Origin of the sequence: Paenibacillus sp. FSL R5-0378 (assembly GCF_038009285.1) — a bacterium.
Classification (GTDB): domain Bacteria; phylum Bacillota; class Bacilli; order Paenibacillales; family Paenibacillaceae; genus Paenibacillus_AQ; species Paenibacillus_AQ favisporus.
Genome location: NZ_JBBPAY010000001.1, coordinates 6,221,253 through 6,238,071, shown reverse-complemented (window position 1 = coordinate 6,238,071; position 16,819 = coordinate 6,221,253). Strand labels below are relative to the sequence as shown.

The following is a 16,819-nucleotide window of genomic DNA, read 5'->3' as shown; positions in this document are numbered from 1 at the left end:
GGATGAGAACATGGCGGGAAGAGTATTTTTGGTGGGAGCCGGGCCCGGGCATGCCAAATTAATTACGGTAAAAGGGCTGGAATGCCTGCAAAAGGCGGATGTCGTCGTATACGACCGCCTGGCGGGGCCGCAGCTGCTGCATTCGCTCAAGCCGGGAACGGAAAAAATATACGTCGGCAAGCTCCCGGACCGCCATACGATGAAGCAGGAAGAGATCAACCAGCTGCTGGTGGATCTTGCCCTGCAGGGCAAAACGGTCGTGCGGCTGAAGGGCGGCGATCCGACGATATTCGGACGCGTAGGTGAGGAAGCCGAGCTGCTAAGGCGAAACGGCATTCCTTATGAAATCGTGCCCGGCATTACGGCGGCGATCGGGGTACCGGCGTACGCGGGCATTCCGGTGACCCACAGGGATTTGGCATCTTCCTTGTCCATCATCACCGGACATGAAAGCCCGGACAAGCTGGACCGGATGATCGAATGGGACAAGGTTACGAACGCGACCGGAACGCTGGTCTTTATGATGGGCGTGGCCAAGATCGGTTATATCGCCGAGCAGCTGATGCGCCATGGACGCAAGCCCGGCACGCCGGTGGCCTTGATCCGGTGGGGGACGCGGGCGGAGCAGGCGGTGCTCGCCGGGACGCTCGCCGACATCGCGGAGAAAGTGGAGCAGGCGGACTTTCAGCCGCCGGCCGTCATCGTTGTCGGCGACGTCGTGCGGCAGCGCGAGCAGCTCAAATGGGTGGAGTCGCTGCCGCTGTTCGGCAAGCGGATCCTCGTCACCCGCTCCCGGGCTCAGGCAAGCGATCTGGTCAACCGGATCGAGGAGCTCGGCGGGGAGCCCTACGAATTTCCGGTGATCGAGACAGTGTATCCCGAAGCGCCCGAGCTTAAGCAGGGCCTCAAGGACGCCTTCGACCGGCTCGGTGAATACGACTTGGTGTTCTTCACCAGCACCAACGGCGTCGACTACTTCTTCCGCCATTTGAAGGAGCAGGGGAAGGACATCCGGCAGCTGCACCGGGCGCGGATTGCGGCGGTCGGCCCGGCCACAGCCGAGGCCCTCGGGCAGCGGGGCATCATCCCCGTGGAGCTGCCGGACCGCTTCCAGCAGGAAGGACTGATCGAGTCGCTGGGAAGCCAACTGCTCGCCGGCCAGAAGGTCTTCCTTCCGCGCGGGGATCTGGCACGAAACTGGCTGCCTGACAAGCTCGCGGAGATGGGCCTCGAGGTCACCAGCGCGGTGATGTACCAGACGATCGCAGGGCGGGAGGACGATCCCGAATTGATCCGGCTGCTGGAAGAGGGCGGAATTCATGCCGTGACGTTCACCAGCTCGTCGACGGTGAACAATCTGCTCTCGATTTTGCAGCGGATGGGAGTGCAGGACCCGGCAGCGCTGCTGCAGGGCGTGGAAGTTGCATGTATTGGAGAAATTACGGCCAAGACAGCCCGTGACGCGGGACTTGAAGTAGGCATCATTGCCGAAGAAGCGACGTTGGACAGCCTTGTCCGGTCGCTGTGCCTGTGGAACGCGGAAGCTGCGGCCGCATCAGAATAGAAGGGTCTGGGATGACCCTAGACTCGTAAATATCTACCAATAGGAGGTTTACAGCTATGAGTTTTCCAATAGTAAGACACCGGCGCCTCCGCCAGTCCGCGGGCATGCGGAACATGGTGCGCGAAACGGTGCTGAACGTGAATGACCTGATCATGCCGATTTTTGTAACCTATGGAGAAAACATAAAAAACGAGATTTCATCCATGCCGGGAGTCTATCATTTTTCGCTGGACCGGCTGAAAGAAGAAGTGGACGAAATTGCCTCCCTCGGCATTCCGGCCGTGCTGTTGTTCGGCATTCCGGAAACGAAGGACAGCATCGGCTCCTCGGCCTTTGCGGAAGACGGCATCGTGCAGGAAGCCACACGCCTGATCAAGTCCTGGTATCCGGACCTGCTCGTCGTAGCCGACACCTGCCTCTGCGAGTTTACGGATCATGGACACTGCGGCATGGTGCATACCTATGAACGGGATGGCCATGTGTGCGGCGACGTCATGAACGATGAATCGCTGGAGTTGCTGGTCAAAACGGCAGTGTCCCAGGCGAAAGCCGGCGCCGATATTATCGCCCCGTCCAACATGATGGACGGCTTCGTGCAGGCGATCCGCGCAGGGCTTGACGAGAACGGATTTGAGCATATTCCGATCATGTCTTATTCGGTCAAATATGCTTCCGCCTTCTACGGCCCATTCCGCGAGGCAGCCGACTCGGCACCTCAGTTCGGCGACCGCAAAACGTACCAGATGGATCCGGCCAACGCGCGCGAAGCGCTGCGTGAAGCGGAATCCGATGTGCTTGAAGGGGCCGACATGCTGATGGTCAAGCCTTCTTTGTCCTATATGGACATTATGCGCACGCTGAAAGATCAGTTCGACCTTCCGCTCGTCGCCTACAATGTGAGCGGGGAGTACTCCATGGTCAAAGCGGCGGCCATTCAAGGCTGGATCGACGAAAAAGCCGTAGTGCAGGAAATGCTGACGAGCATGAAGCGCGCCGGCGCGGATATCATTATTACTTATTTTGCCAAAGACGTGGCCCGGTGGATCAAGGGATAACCGAAGCATCGGAGCAAAATCCCTGCTTAGCGGGGTGATTTAAACCGATAGATTGGAGTGAATGACATGAGCAGTATGTCAGGAAAGCGCAAGGAGGAGGCTTCCCGGTCAGCCTTTGAAGAAGCCAAGCAATATATCCCCGGCGGGGTGAACAGCCCGGTCCGCGCCTTTAAATCGGTCGGCCTTACGCCGATTTATGTGGACCATGCCCAAGGATCGCGCGTGTACGATATTGATGGCAACAGTTTTATCGACTACGTCGGCTCCTGGGGACCCCTGATTATGGGACACGCCCATCCGGAAGTGATTGCTGCGGTTCAGGAAACGGCGGCCAAAGGCACGAGCTTCGGCGCGCCTACGCTGATTGAGACGGAGATGGCCAAGCTCGTGTGCGAGCGTGTCCCTTCGATCGACATCGTCCGGATGGTCAATTCGGGTACGGAAGCGACGATGAGCGCGATTCGACTGGCCCGCGGGTACACGGGACGCAGCAAAATTTTGAAATTCGAAGGCTCCTATCATGGACACGCGGACAGCCTGCTCATCAAAGCCGGCTCCGGGGTGGCGACGCTGGGTCTGCCTGACAGCCCGGGCGTGCCGGAAAGCGTGGCCAGCAATACGATCACGGTCGCGTATAACGACCTTGAGTCCGTAAAGCTTGCCTTTGAACGTTTTGGCGAGGAGATCGCCTGCGTCATCGTGGAGCCGGTAGCCGGCAACATGGGCGTCGTACCTCCGCTTCCGGGCTTTCTGGAAGGCTTGCGCGAAATTACTACAAAATATGGCAGCCTGCTCATTTTTGATGAGGTCATGACCGGGTTCCGCGTTCATTTGAACTGTGCCCAAGGCCGGTTCGGCATTACGCCTGACCTGACTTGCCTGGGCAAGGTCATCGGCGGCGGACTGCCTGTCGGCGCATACGGCGGCAAACGCGAAATTATGGAGAAAGTGGCGCCGTCCGGTCCGATTTACCAAGCGGGCACGCTGAGCGGAAATCCGCTGGCCATGGCGGCTGGGTTTACGACGCTGAAGCTCCTGACGCCTGCTGTATATGACCTGCTGGAAGAGCGCGCAGCCCGTCTGGAGGCCGGTTTTGTGAAAAATGCCAAAGAGCTCGGCATTCCGGTGACGATTAACCGCGTCGGTTCCATGGTATGTCCTTTCTTCACGGAAGGGCCTGTCGTGAATTACGATACGGCGAAGACGAGCGACATTCCGCGCTTCACCAAATATTTCGGCAATCTGATTGAGGAAGGCGTGAGCGTGGCTCCTTCCCAATTTGAGGGGATGTTTGTATCGGCTGCCCACAGCATCGAAGACATCGATGCGACGATTGAAGCCAACTACAACGCCCTTAAGCAGCTGTGAACGTGAACCACTGGCTCCGGCGCGGGGAATGGCTGGAGCTGGCTCCGGGCAAAAAAATCGCATCGGCCGCGGACCGCGAAGCGGCGACCGCGGCGTGGCTGCTGAACGAGGCAGGCATGCCGGAGAAGCTGCTTGGACAGCTTCAGGCATCAAATGGCATCGAGTGGAAAGGGGACCGGCTTCGGCTGGCCCTTTTTGCTTCCCGCAAGGCGGGGATCGAGCCGATCTGGACGGATCTCACCGTGCTGTACGAGGACGACTTCTGCTTGGTCGTTCACAAGCCTGCCGGGATGAAGGTTCACCCGGATGGGCACTCCGACGAAATCACGTTGGATCATGCCGTGGCCGCCCATTATCAGATGCAAGGGGAAGAGATTGCGGTCAGGCATATTCATCGGCTCGACCAGCATACCACCGGGCCTGTGCTGTACGCCAAAAATGACTGGGCGCAGCTTCTGCTGGACAAGGAGATGAGCGGCAAGCGGATTTCGCGGATTTACGCCGCCTTTGTCGAGGGGCGGATCCCTGCGGAGCTGAAGGTCATCGACCTGCCCATCGGCAAGGACCGCCATCACAAGCAGCGCAGACGGGTGTCTTTGGGAGGGCAATCTGCGGTGACCCGGATTCTCCACGCAGAAGCCGGGAATCAAGCCAGCCTCGTCTATTTGGAACTGGAAACCGGAAGGACGCATCAGATCCGCGTTCATCTCAGTCATGTCGGCCACCCGCTGCTGGGCGATGCCTTGTACGGCGGAAGCATGTCCGCCATCGGCAGGCAGGCGCTTCACGGGGAGCGTCTCTCTTTCGCCCATCCGCTCACACGCGAGCAGATTGAGGTGAGCGATCCGTGGCCCGAGGATATGGAGCGTCTCAAAGCCCTTGTGAGAGCGTAAACCTAAGTATCATATGAAAACTGGCATGCTCCTCTTTTTAAAGCATATAAATAGAACGAGTAACGATTTTGGCTCGTGCTGTGGGGATGGCCCACGGTTAGAAATATGCCGAAAAGGAGGACGTTATTTGTGTTTGACCAGTCCTACGGTTTACGCTTTGACATTTACGAACGCATCCATTTAAACGAAGACGTGGCGGGTATCGAAGAACTCGAGGAAATCGAGCTGCTTCCGCATATTCAAGTGATCAGCCAGGACGAACAAGCCAGTCTGCGCGGGCATCTGCTCCTGTCGGGGCTGTACAGAAGCGAAGGTGAGGAAGAAGGGACGCAGCGGCTGGAGCATTTCATTCCAGTGGAGATTACGGTTCCCTTGAACCGGGTAACCTCGCTGGATGACATTGCGGTGGAAATCGAGAATTTTGACGTCGACCTGCTGTCCAAACGGAGCCTGAATATTACGGGCGTTCTTTCTCTGCGCGGCATCGAGACTCAGGCCGCGGAATCACCCGCCTGGAAAGCGGACGAATTCACGGTGGTTCATGCACCGGATGAGGACCTTCCGGAGGAAGCGGCGATCTTCGCGCAAGAGCGGGAGGAAGAACCGGCTTCGGCAGAACCGGAACAGCGTGAATTCACGCCGCCGGACGACCCTGCGCCTGTCTGGACCGCACCGGCTCCGTCCTTTACGCCGCCTCAGTCCCAAATTCAGGCAGAGCAGCCGGAACAGGCTCCGATCGAAGCCGCGGAAACCAGTGACTCGGATGAAGCACGGGAAGCGGCAGCCTGGGAAGCCGCATGGCAAGCGGCTGCTGTTCCTCCGTCCGAGCCGGAGGAAGCGGCTGTGCCTCAGGCGTCCGATTCCCGCGAAACTGCGCCGTCTACCGCATGGGAATCTGCCCGCGAACCTGAGCGGGAAGTGGCAGCGCCTCCGCCGCAGGTGGCCGGATTATCCGCTTTACATACGGACAAGGAACCATCAGACCGGACAGCGGAGCCCCAGTACCCGAACAAGTGGCATTTTGAGCATGAAGAGGAGTCGGAGCTGCTGCATCCGGAAGCGACGGCGGTTCAGGCAGATGAAGAGCAGGAAGAAGACATCTATTTGAACGCAGCGGGTAAAGACCCGTTCAGCGAGCCTACGTTCCCGTTTGGAGCTTTCCAGGATAAAGTTCAGCAGGAAGAACCGCCTGAAGACCGGGAAATGCGGATCGCGTTAGGAAGCAAGAAGGAACCCGAGTCCGGCGAGAAGGAAGCGATCGGTTTTTCCTCGATCTTGTCCTCAAGCCGTTCGATCAAGGAGCTTGAGTACCAGCAGGCGCAGGAGGAGCAGCAGGCTGCTGATGCCGTCGCCAGCGCGGGTGCTGCTGAAGCCGATGATATCAAATGGAAGAACCTGTTCCTCGGCAGTATCTCCGAGCAGACTCCTTTCCGTAAGGTCCGGCTGTGCATCGTTCAGCGGGAGGAGACGCTCGAGACGATCGCCGACCGTTATCAGCTGACGCCGCGGGAGCTTGTGCTGTACAACCGGCTGGCGGATCAGACCGTGCAGGAAGGTCAAATTCTGTATATCCCGTAACGATTTTGAGGCAATCAGAAGAGCCTGGCGCTTTACGGCGCCGGGCTCTTTTTTTTGTGCCCGGAATGCGGCCTGATTGAACACGGGAAAATGGTCCTGCACTTTGGGCCAAGGGAAGTTGACTATCGACATGAAGCGCGTTATTATGGAGTATATGTTTTGCAGAAAAACAATCAACGAAAGTCAAGTACAGATGACATCTCGTATTTGGCCGAAGTTTTTCTTGCGATATGAAACGCTTCAGCTTCGCTGAAAAATGATCCATTTCACCATCTTCACAAAAACGATGAACGGGAAGAGTAGGCGGTATTGCCCTTCAGAGAGCGGAATTGCAGCGCTGGAAGATTCCGCAGGATGCAGCTGTCCGAAGTCGCCCGGAAGTTGTCGGTTTGAGCACTTGCGCCGAAAGCGCGGGAGGTAGAGCCGGCCGGCTGCAGCCGTTATCTGTACGAAGTGTTGCGAAGGCATGCGTGTTTGTGCTTGCTGTCGCAAAACAAAGGTGGTACCGCGAAAGAACAGCCTTTCGTCCTTTGAGGACGAAAGGTTTTTTGTATTTTTGGCAAAGCTGATCTTGTGATGGAGGATGAACAATATGACAGACCAGGAAAACCAAGCAACAACCGGGATGCCGACGACGTATGACCCGAAATCGGCCGAAAAGAAATGGTACAAATACTGGATCGACGGCCAGTATTTCAAAGCCGGGCAGAAGCCCGAGGCGGAGCCGTATACGATCGTGATTCCGCCGCCAAACGTAACGGGGATGCTCCATATCGGGCACGCCCTCGACTTTACCCTGCAGGATATTCTGATTCGCACGAAGCGGATGCAGGGGTACGACGCCTTGTGGCTTCCGGGCTCGGACCATGCGGGCATCGCGACGCAGACCAAGGTGGAGCAGAAGCTGCGTGAGCAGAATATTAGCCGCCACGACCTGGGGCGCGAGAAGTTCCTGGAGAAAGTGTGGGAATGGAAGGACCAATACGCGGAAACGATTCATGAACAGTGGGCCAAAATGGGCTTTTCGCTGGATTACTCCAGAGAGCGGTTTACGCTTGACGAAGGTCTGTCCAAGGCGGTTCGCGAAGTTTTCGTGAAACTCTATGAAAAAGGGCTGATCTACCGCGGTAAAAAGATCATCAACTGGGATCCGGCCGCCAGAACCGCCTTGTCCGATATTGAGGTTGAATATAAAGAAGTCAACGGCCATCTGTATCATTTGCAGTATCCGCTGAAGGACGGAAGCGGCCACATTACGGTAGCGACCACTCGTCCTGAGACGATGCTTGGCGATACGGCGGTAGCGGTTCATCCAAAAGACGAGCGATACAAGGATATGATCGGCAAGATGCTCGTGCTTCCGATTGTCGGACGCGAGATTCCGATTATCGCCGACGAGTACGTGGAACGCGAATTCGGCAGCGGCGCCGTGAAAATTACTCCGGCACACGATCCGAACGATTTTGAGGTGGGATTGCGCCACGATCTGCCGCAAATCATCGTGATGGACGAGACCGGCACGATGAATGACCAGGCCGCGAAGTACGAAGGCATGGACCGGGCCGATTGCCGCAAGCAGATCGTTCAGGATTTGAAGGATCTCGGCGTGCTGATCAAAATCGAAGACCATGTGCACCAGGTAGGGCACAGCGAGCGCACAGGAGCCGTAGTCGAGCCTTACTTGTCGACGCAGTGGTTCGTTAAAATGCAGCCGCTCGCGGAAAGAGCCATCGAGGCGCAAAAGGCGGGCAAAGGGGTACGCTTCGTTCCGGATCGTTTCGAGAAAACGTACCTGAACTGGATCGAAAACGTCCGGGATTGGTGTATTTCCCGTCAGCTGTGGTGGGGACACCGGATTCCGGCTTGGTACTGCGAATCCTGCGGCGAGATCCACGTAGCCCATGAGGATGTAACTCAATGCTCCAAATGCGGAAGCACCGAGCTTACGCAGGACAACGACGTTCTGGACACCTGGTTCAGTTCGGCGCTGTGGCCGTTCTCTACCCTCGGCTGGCCGGAGCAGACGGCGGATCTGGAACGTTATTATCCGACGAACGTGCTCGTTACGGGCTATGACATCATCTATTTCTGGGTAGCCCGGATGATCTTTACCGCGCTGGAATTTACGGGCGAAATTCCGTTTAAGGACGTGCTGATGCACGGTCTGGTCCGGGATTCCGAAGGACGGAAAATGTCCAAGTCGCTCGGCAACGGCGTTGATCCGCTCGACGTCATCGAACGGTACGGCGCAGATGCGATGCGCTACATGATCTCCACGAGCAGCACGCCGGGGCAGGATCTGCGCTTCCGGTGGGAACGCGTGGAGCAGGCGCGCAACTTTGCCAATAAAATCTGGAATGCCTCCCGTTTCGCTCTGATGAATCTGGAAGGATTCACATATGACGACATTGACATAAGCGGAGAGCTCAGCACGGCGGACCGCTGGATTCTCCACCGCCTGAACGAAACTTCCCGTGACATTACGCGTCTAATAGATGCCTACGAATTTGGTGAAACGGGCCGGCTCCTGTATAACTTCATTTGGGATGACCTCTGTGACTGGTACATTGAGTTTGCCAAACTCTCTTTGTACGGAGACAATGTGAGCGCCAAGAAAACGACGCAGTCGGTGCTTAGCTATGTGCTGGACCGCACGCTGCGGATGATTCATCCGTTTATGCCGTTCATCTCCGAAGAAATTTGGCAGCATCTGCCTCACGAAGGGGAAACGATCACGCTTGCGGCATGGCCGGAGTATGATCCAGCCTTCGAGGATGCCGAAGCTGCAGCCGAGATGTCGCTGCTGATGGATGCCATCCGTGCCGTTCGCAACATCCGCGCAGAGGTTAATGTTCCGATGAGCAAGAAGATCGAGCTGATGCTGAAGGCGGGCGACGAGCAAGTGCTGCAGATCGTGAACCGGAACGAAGTATACGTTCAGCGCTTCTGCAACACCTCGAGCTTTACGGCAGGTCTCGACCTGACGACGCCGGACAAGGCGATGACCGCCGTGATTACCGGTGCCGAGCTGTACCTGCCGCTTGCCGGTCTGATTGACATTGACCAGGAGATTGCGCGGCTGGAGAAAGAGCTGCAGCATCTGAACAGCGAAGTGCAGCGGGTGGAGAAAAAGCTGGCCAATGAAGGCTTTGTGGCTAAAGCGCCGGCAAAAGTCATTGAAGAGGAGAAGGCCAAGATGGCCGACTATTCCGATAAACGCAGCAAAGTCATCGCACGGATCGAAGAGCTGAGAGGCTGATCACGACGCAGCAGAAACTTAACTAAAATTCAGAAGGTGAATGGTATGGGGGATCAATTGGAAGCCGGACGGGAGGCTTCTCTGCGCACATATGAAGAGGCGGCGAATTGGATTAACGGTCTGATCCCGTTTGGGATCCGACCGGGGATGCAGCGGATCGAAACGTTAATGGAGAAGTTCGGGAACCCGCACCGGAGGCTGAAATTCATTCATGTCGCCGGTACGAACGGGAAAGGGTCGACATGCGCTTACTTGACCCGTGTACTTCTGCAAAGCGGTTATTCGGTAGGCACGTATACTTCGCCGTATATCACCAAATTCACGAACCGCTTTCAGTACAACGGGGAAGACATTCCGGAGGAGGTGCTGCTCTCCCTGGCGAACCGACTGTACCCTGCGGTGCAGGAGATTGCGGCCACGGAGCTCGGATCGCCGACGATGTTCGAAGTGTCCACGGCTCTGGCGATCCTGTATTATGCCGAGGAATGCTACCCTGACGTGGTTGTATGGGAGACCGGGCTCGGGGGAAGGCTGGATGTAACGAACATCGTTCACCCCATCGTCTCCATCATCACCAATGTCGGGATGGACCACACCGATATTCTTGGCGATACGCTTGTGGAAATCGCCACGGAAAAGGCCGGCATTATCAAACCAGGCGTTCCGGTGGTCAGCTGCGTGAACCAGCCGGAAGTCATTGAGGTGCTGAAGCAAAAAGCCGAAGAGTGCCGCGCCACGCTGTATTTGGCGGGAGAGCAGTTCACCTACGAATATACCGGTTTGGACGGTTCGTTGCAGACGTTCCATTTCAAAGGTCCTTTCCGCGAGCTGGATCTGAGCATCGGGATGAAGGGCGAGCACCAGATTGCCAATGCCGCCGGCGCGATGATGGCGCTGGAAGTGCTGCGGCAGTACATGGCTTTTGTCATGGACGATGAGGATCTGCTGAAGGGGTTCCGGGATACGAAGTGGGCCGGCCGGCTCGAAGAAGTGGGCGATTCTCCGCGGATTGTTCTGGACGGGGCGCATAATCCGGAGGGGCTGGAGAGCCTCAGCAAGAGCCTGCAAAGGCATTATCACTTTAAACAGTTAAATTTGATGATGGGAATGCTGTCAAATAAGCATCATGAGTCCTCTTTGAAGCATATACTTCCAATAGTGGATACGCTTATCCTGACCGAGCCGGATTTCCGGAAAAAAATGGACGCTGATGCTTTGCTGGACATTGTGGAGCGGCTGAAGCATTCTCACGGCAAACCAGGTTTGCAGATCATCGTAGAACCGGATTGGAAACACGCGCTAGACATACTTAAGTCACGGACAGAACCGGGGGATTTGGCAGTGGTGTCCGGCACGCTGTATTTGATTTCTGATGTGCGGGCAGCCCTGCTGGGTCAGACCGATTCTGAAAAAGGTTGGTGAAAATCTGTTGAATTCTGAACATGTTCATTTTATCGGTATTGGTGGCTACGGGATGAGCGCCATCGCACGGGTTATGCTGGAAATGGGATACACGGTCACGGGTTCGGACGTGGCTGCCCAGGAATTAACGGAAAAACTGGCTGCCAAGGGAGCCAAAATTTATATAGGCCATACGGCCGAGCAGGTTCACGGAGCGGATTTGGTCGTCTATTCGACGGCGCTTCCCAAGGACAACGTGGAACGAAGAGAGGCAGAGCATCTGAACATTCCGATCCTTCACCGCTCGCAAATGCTGGCCAGATTGCTGAATGAGCGCAAGGGCATCGCCGTTGCGGGAGCACACGGCAAGACGACTACGTCGTCCATGATTGCACTCGCCATGGAGGAATGCGGCGCAGATCCGACGTTTATTATCGGCGGGGAAATTATGAACGTCGGCACGAACGCCAAAGCCGGCAAAGGGGACTACGTGGTGGCTGAGGCGGATGAGAGCGACGGCTCCTTTTTGCAGTACCATCCGTGGCTCGGCATCGTGACGAACATTGAGGCGGATCATCTTGAAAACTACGACGGCGATTTCGAGAAGCTGAAGAGCGCTTATGTGCAGTTTTTGAGCCAGATCAAGGAAGACGGCACGGCCGTCGTCTGCGCTGATGACGCGAATATCCGCGCGATCCTTCCTTCGATCCGCTGCAATGTGGCCACCTACGGGATCGATTCCGATGCGGAATATACCGCCGAGGATCTGGTCCTGGGCGACCGTCACGCATCCTTCACGATGAAGCATAACGGACAGACGCTGGGAACCGTCGAGCTTTCGGTTCCGGGACGCCACAACGTCTATAACGCCATGGCCACGGTGATCGCCTGCCTGAAGGCCGGGATTCCGTTCGAATCCATCGCTGCGGGCGTTTCGAAGTTCCACGGCGCCAAACGCCGTTTCCAGGTGCTCGGCGAGAAGAACGATATTCTGATCATCGACGATTACGCGCATCACCCGACGGAGATCGAAGCTACCATCAGCGCCGCCAAGGCTACGGGCAAAAAGATTATCGCCGTGTTCCAGCCGCAACGCTATACACGGACCTTCTTCCTGCTCGATGCATTCAGCCGTGCGTTCGGCGGAGCCGATGAAGTGATCATTACCGACATTTATTCGCCAGCCGGCGAGAAGCAGATCGAGGGCGTGAGCTCTTCCAAGCTGGTTGATTTGATCGTCAAAAACAGCAATGCGGGTGCCCGTTATTTGCCGACGAAGGAAGATGTCCTGAACGATCTGAAGCCGCGGCTCCAGCCAGGGGTGCTTGTCCTGACCATGGGGGCAGGCGACATTTGGAAAGTCGGGGCGGAAATCGCCAAGACAATGTAAGGAATGCCTCTGCCGGATGGGCACGGGCTGCATAGGATCATGACCGAAGAAACCGTAATTCCCTGATTCTGATGGGGATTACGGTTTTTTTTGCTCTTGTCATTTTCGTGGGACAATCAAACATAACTTCTGGAAATCTATCATATATACATAGTAGATACGGACAAGGGTGAGGTGTTTGGGTGTGAACAAGGCGAGAATGACGTTCCGGTTTGATGAAGAACAAGGGCGCCAGCTTGAAGATAAGAAGGACCGCGGACAGCTGACGGTTGCGGGATCGGCTGCACAGAATCCTGCATGGGCGGATGATCGTAATTCCGGAAGCAACCGCCGCGATGTTGAAACAAAGCGTACCCCGATATCGGCTGTGCCTGCTTCGATGCAGGGATGGAGTGACCCGTTCAACAGGGAGGACAGCTGGGAGCGTCTGGAGGAGAGGATGGGTTACGGAATCCAGGAGCGGGCAGACGATACTCCTGAGCATGATTCCGTTGCGGACGGGCCAGATCATCGCTATCCGGACAGCTCAGAAGACTGGGACCTGGATCGTGCCAATAATAGGTACACGGTCAGGGAGGACTATGATGCCTACGATAATATCGAGAACAGACTCGATGAAGCAGGGCCCGGGCCCATCATCGAGGAGTATTCCTACCGGCCTCACCGGCCGGGATCGATATGGAAAGTAGTCGGAACCGTAACTGGAGCCATCGTCACCGGGGCGTTGTTCGGTTTGGTGGTCCTTTCTTTCTTCAAGGACGGATCTGCGGGGATGGACCCGGGCGGCAACACAGGGAACCCGAGTGCTGTAAGCATCTCTGCGCAGTCCGGTGAGGATCAAGCTTCTGTGCCGGCGGTCGCCGTCGAGGTGGGTCCTCAAACCTACTACATGCTGCAGTATGGCGTCTTCAGCACTGCCGACCGGGTTCAGCAGGCGAAGGATGAGCTGGAGCAGTACGGCATTGCCGCAGGGAACGACCCGGATGAGGAAAACCGGGTGTATGCGGGCCTGTCCACAGACCGCGAACAGGCCAAGCTGCTCAGCAATCAACTGAAGGCGGAAGGGGTTGATCTGTATGTGCGGGAGGTGGATCTCCCGGCCGCAACCTCCCTGCATTTTAACGGAGACGCTGAGGCCGTTAACCAATACTTTCAGGTGAGCGCGGACCTGGTTGCGCTGCTGAGCCAAACGTCGGCGAGCCTCCTGGGCAAGGATCTTCCGGGGAAAATCGGTGCCGAGGATATGAGCCGTTTGACCGATCTGCACCGGCAGTGGACCGAGGCGGCCAAGCCGTTCCAGGCCGGCCTGGGCGCGGATCAGCAGGAGATGGGCAGGCAGCTGGAGCAGGCGATGAACAGCTCGCTTTCGTCCGTCGAGGAATACAACAAAAATACGGCGAAGGGGCATTTATGGGAAATCCAGTCCAGGATGATGGAATTCATCATGCTGCAGAAGCAGCTTGTCGCTTCCCTGGAAAAAGCATAAAACACAAAGATCCGGCGTGGAAATGGAAATACTTCCCCATGCCGGATTTGTGTTTGTATTGACGTCCAAATAACCGTATAATAATGTGGGTGTCAAATTATGGCGAGGGAAGAGAAGAATGAAGAAGAATGTTGGAATATTACTGCTGTTTCTGCTGCTTGGCTGGCTGGCGGGAGCATGGATAGCCAAAGCGCTGGAGCCTGTACAAGCTCTTTCTTTTCTGACCGCATCCACGATGATCAAATGGTCACCGCAAGCTAATTTGGACATTATCAGTTACGACATTACCATTCAAATGAAACTAAGCCTGCTGAGTTTGATCGGCATCATTGTCTCCGTGTGGCTGTATCGCAGGCTTTAACTACCGGACAAAGGAGATCCTTTCATTGAAATCAAACCATTCACGCCGCATTATTCTGGCATCAACTTCACCGAGAAGGCAGGAGCTGATCGCTTCTCTACATATTCCGTTTGAGATCCGTCCCAGTCACGCTGAAGAACATACACCCGAAGATTGGACACCGCAGCAGGTCGTGGAAGGACTGGCCTTACGCAAAGCGGAAGCCGTTCATGCCTCGCTTCATGATGATAAGGAGGATGCCGTGATCGTCGGCAGTGATACGGTTGTTGTGCTGGACAATCAGGTGCTGGGCAAGCCGGTCGACAAGCAGGATGCGATTCGCATGCTGACATCACTGCAAGGCCGGACCCACGAGGTATATACGGGAGTCGCCGTCATCGATGTTATGAACGGCAAGACGATGGTGCGCCATCGTGTGACGTCGGTGACGATGAAGCCGCTCACCGGGCGCCAGGTAGAGGCTTACGCCATGAGCGGAGAGCCTGATGACAAAGCGGGCGCCTATGCGATCCAGGGACTCGGGTCAACGATCGTCGAACGGATCGAAGGATGCTATTTTAACGTGGTCGGACTGCCGCTGTCCCTGCTTTCGGACATGCTGGGCGAGTTCGGAATCGACGTTTTGTAAAACTTGCGGATGTTATTTGAATGAAGGGAAAGAAGGGGAACTTATGGAGTCGCAAACTTATCTGCTGCGCGACATCCCCCATGAAGAACGCCCGAGAGAACGCATGCTTGAATATGGGGCGAGTGCTTTAAGCCATGCCGAACTGCTTGCTATTTTGCTTCGGACGGGAACCCGCCAGGAGTCAGCCGTACATTTGGCTCAGCGGATACTGAAGCAAGTCGGCAGTTTGCGAAATCTGGTCGACCTGAGCGTCGAGGAGCTGATGTCCATCCGGGGCATCGGCAGCGCGAAGGCGCTGCAGCTCAAAGCCGGAATCGAGCTCGGACAGCGTTTGTCGAGAGCTCGTAAAGAGGAGCCCGTTACGATACGGAGCCCGAAGGATGCCGCGAACGTGCTCTCAGAGCAGCTGCGGTATTTGCAAAAAGAACATTTTGTCTGTTTGTTTTTGAATACGAAAAATCACATTATTGCTCAAGAGACGCTTTCGATCGGCAGTCTGAACGCCTCCATCGTGCATCCTCGCGAGGTGTTTCGCGCAGCCATTAAATGCAGCAGCGCATCCGTCGTTTGTGCACACAATCATCCCAGTGGAGATCCCACCCCCAGTCCAGAAGATATTTCCCTGACCGCCCGGTTGAAGGAGGCAGGGGACATTGTGGGCATAGAGGTGTTGGATCATTTGATTATCGGTGATGGAGGATACGTCAGTTTGAAGGAGCAAGGCTTGATGTAATATAATAGTTGAGATTGACGAAGAAAGGGAGATTACAGCATGTTAGGGAGCTTCACGAAAGATTTGGGTATTGACTTGGGGACGGCGAATACGCTCGTTTATGTCCGTGGAAAAGGAATTGTCGTAAGAGAGCCCTCGGTAGTCGCTTTGCGCACCGATACGAAGAGCATTGAAGCCGTTGGTGAATCCGCCAAGAAAATGATCGGCCGCACGCCGGGGAACATCCGTGCCATCCGTCCGATGAAGGACGGGGTTATCGCTGATTTTGACACGACGGCCACTATGATTAAATATTTCATCCGTCAGGCGCAAAAGCAGCGCTCTATGTTCCAGCGCCATCCGAACGTGATGGTTTGTGTACCTTCGGGCATCACTGCGGTAGAGCAGCGGGCGGTTGAAGATGCCACCAAGCAGGCGGGTGCGCGTGAGGCTTACACCATCGAAGAGCCGTTTGCGGCAGCCATCGGTGCAGACCTTCCGGTATGGGAGCCGACAGGCAGCATGGTCGTTGACATCGGCGGGGGTACAACTGAAGTTGCGGTTATTTCCCTGGGCGGTATCGTTACGAGCCGTTCGGTCAGAGTGGCCGGCGACGAAATGGACGAATCTATCATTCAATATATTAAACGGCAATACAATTTAATGATCGGGGAACGGACTTCGGAGCAGCTGAAGATGGAAGTGGGCTCTGCGCTGCCGCTGGAACAGGTGGAAACGAGCGAAATCCGCGGGCGTGACCTCGTAACCGGCCTGCCGAAGACGATCACCATCACATCCGACGAGATCAGTGAAGCTCTGTCTGACACGGTCAATGCGATCGTTGAAGCGGTGAAGGTGACGCTGGAGAAATGTCCGCCGGAGCTTGCCGCCGACATTATGGACCGCGGTATCGTCCTGACCGGAGGCGGAGCCCTGCTGCGCAACTTGGACAAGCTGCTTGCACAAGAAACCGGCATGCCGGTCATCGTGGCGGACAATCCGCTGGACTGCGTCGCCATCGGTACAGGCAAGGCCCTGGAGAACATTCATCTATTCAAATCCCGCAGCAGTTCGGCCGTGCGTTCCAAACGCTAGGCAGTTATAAAGCGGGTCACCCCTGATCA

13 protein-coding genes and 1 other annotated feature are annotated in these 16,819 nt (G+C 56.1%); all 13 genes read left to right on the top strand.

Annotated features, from left to right (window positions below):
* Positions 1 to 10 precede the first annotated feature (10 nt).
* The 13 genes from cobA to MKY74_RS28905 all read left to right on the top strand — a co-directional run bounded on the left by cobA (position 11) and on the right by MKY74_RS28905 (position 16,790).
* Positions 11 to 1,564, top strand: a complete 1,554-nt coding sequence (gene cobA / locus MKY74_RS28965) for a uroporphyrinogen-III C-methyltransferase (RefSeq protein WP_076174364.1) — start codon at positions 11 to 13, stop codon at positions 1,562 to 1,564.
* Positions 1,565 to 1,620: 56 nt separating this feature from the next.
* Positions 1,621 to 2,619 (top strand): porphobilinogen synthase, encoded by a 999-nt coding sequence (hemB, locus tag MKY74_RS28960; RefSeq protein ID WP_076174365.1) that lies wholly within the window; start codon positions 1,621 to 1,623, stop codon positions 2,617 to 2,619.
* 66 nt (positions 2,620 to 2,685) lie between these two features.
* On the top strand, positions 2,686 to 3,987 hold the full coding sequence (gene hemL, locus MKY74_RS28955) for a glutamate-1-semialdehyde 2,1-aminomutase (protein WP_167372916.1): 1,302 nt from the start codon (positions 2,686 to 2,688) through the stop codon (positions 3,985 to 3,987).
* Positions 3,984 to 4,880 carry an RluA family pseudouridine synthase gene (locus MKY74_RS28950; RefSeq protein ID WP_076174367.1) on the top strand — a complete coding sequence of 299 codons (897 nt, stop codon included), beginning with the start codon at positions 3,984 to 3,986 and terminating at the stop codon, positions 4,878 to 4,880. The genes hemL and MKY74_RS28950 overlap by 4 nt, the downstream gene beginning before the upstream one ends.
* A 129-nt stretch (positions 4,881 to 5,009) precedes the next feature.
* Positions 5,010 to 6,458, top strand: a complete 1,449-nt coding sequence (locus MKY74_RS28945) for a LysM peptidoglycan-binding domain-containing protein (protein WP_244169403.1) — start codon at positions 5,010 to 5,012, stop codon at positions 6,456 to 6,458.
* Between the two features lie 277 nt (positions 6,459 to 6,735).
* Positions 6,736 to 6,992 (top strand) — a binding site (T-box leader).
* A gap of 58 nt (positions 6,993 to 7,050) precedes the next feature.
* Positions 7,051 to 9,717, top strand: coding sequence for a valine--tRNA ligase (locus MKY74_RS28940; RefSeq protein WP_076174371.1), 2,667 nt, complete (start codon positions 7,051 to 7,053; stop codon positions 9,715 to 9,717).
* 45 nt (positions 9,718 to 9,762) lie between these two features.
* The gene (locus tag MKY74_RS28935) at positions 9,763 to 11,139 is read left to right on the top strand and encodes a bifunctional folylpolyglutamate synthase/dihydrofolate synthase (RefSeq protein ID WP_076174374.1); all 1,377 of its coding nucleotides are present in this window, start codon (positions 9,763 to 9,765) and stop codon (positions 11,137 to 11,139) included.
* Positions 11,140 to 11,143: 4 nt separating this feature from the next.
* Entirely contained in the window at positions 11,144 to 12,508 is a 1,365-nt protein-coding gene (gene murC, locus MKY74_RS28930; protein WP_089550337.1) for a UDP-N-acetylmuramate--L-alanine ligase, read from the top strand.
* Positions 12,509 to 12,692: 184 nt separating this feature from the next.
* A complete protein-coding gene (locus tag MKY74_RS28925) occupies positions 12,693 to 13,994 on the top strand; it encodes an SPOR domain-containing protein (RefSeq protein ID WP_076174378.1) in 1,302 nt (433 codons plus the stop codon).
* A gap of 118 nt (positions 13,995 to 14,112) precedes the next feature.
* Positions 14,113 to 14,355, top strand: coding sequence for a DUF4321 domain-containing protein (locus tag MKY74_RS28920; RefSeq protein ID WP_076174380.1), 243 nt, complete (start codon positions 14,113 to 14,115; stop codon positions 14,353 to 14,355).
* A 25-nt stretch (positions 14,356 to 14,380) separates the two neighbouring features.
* On the top strand, positions 14,381 to 14,983 hold the full coding sequence (locus MKY74_RS28915) for a Maf family protein (protein ID WP_076174383.1): 603 nt from the start codon (positions 14,381 to 14,383) through the stop codon (positions 14,981 to 14,983).
* A gap of 43 nt (positions 14,984 to 15,026) precedes the next feature.
* Positions 15,027 to 15,716 (top strand): RadC family protein, encoded by a 690-nt coding sequence (radC, locus tag MKY74_RS28910; RefSeq protein WP_076174385.1) that lies wholly within the window; start codon positions 15,027 to 15,029, stop codon positions 15,714 to 15,716.
* A 39-nt stretch (positions 15,717 to 15,755) separates the two neighbouring features.
* Positions 15,756 to 16,790, top strand: a complete 1,035-nt coding sequence (locus MKY74_RS28905) for a rod shape-determining protein (RefSeq protein WP_076174388.1) — start codon at positions 15,756 to 15,758, stop codon at positions 16,788 to 16,790.
* Positions 16,791 to 16,819: the final 29 nt, after the last annotated feature.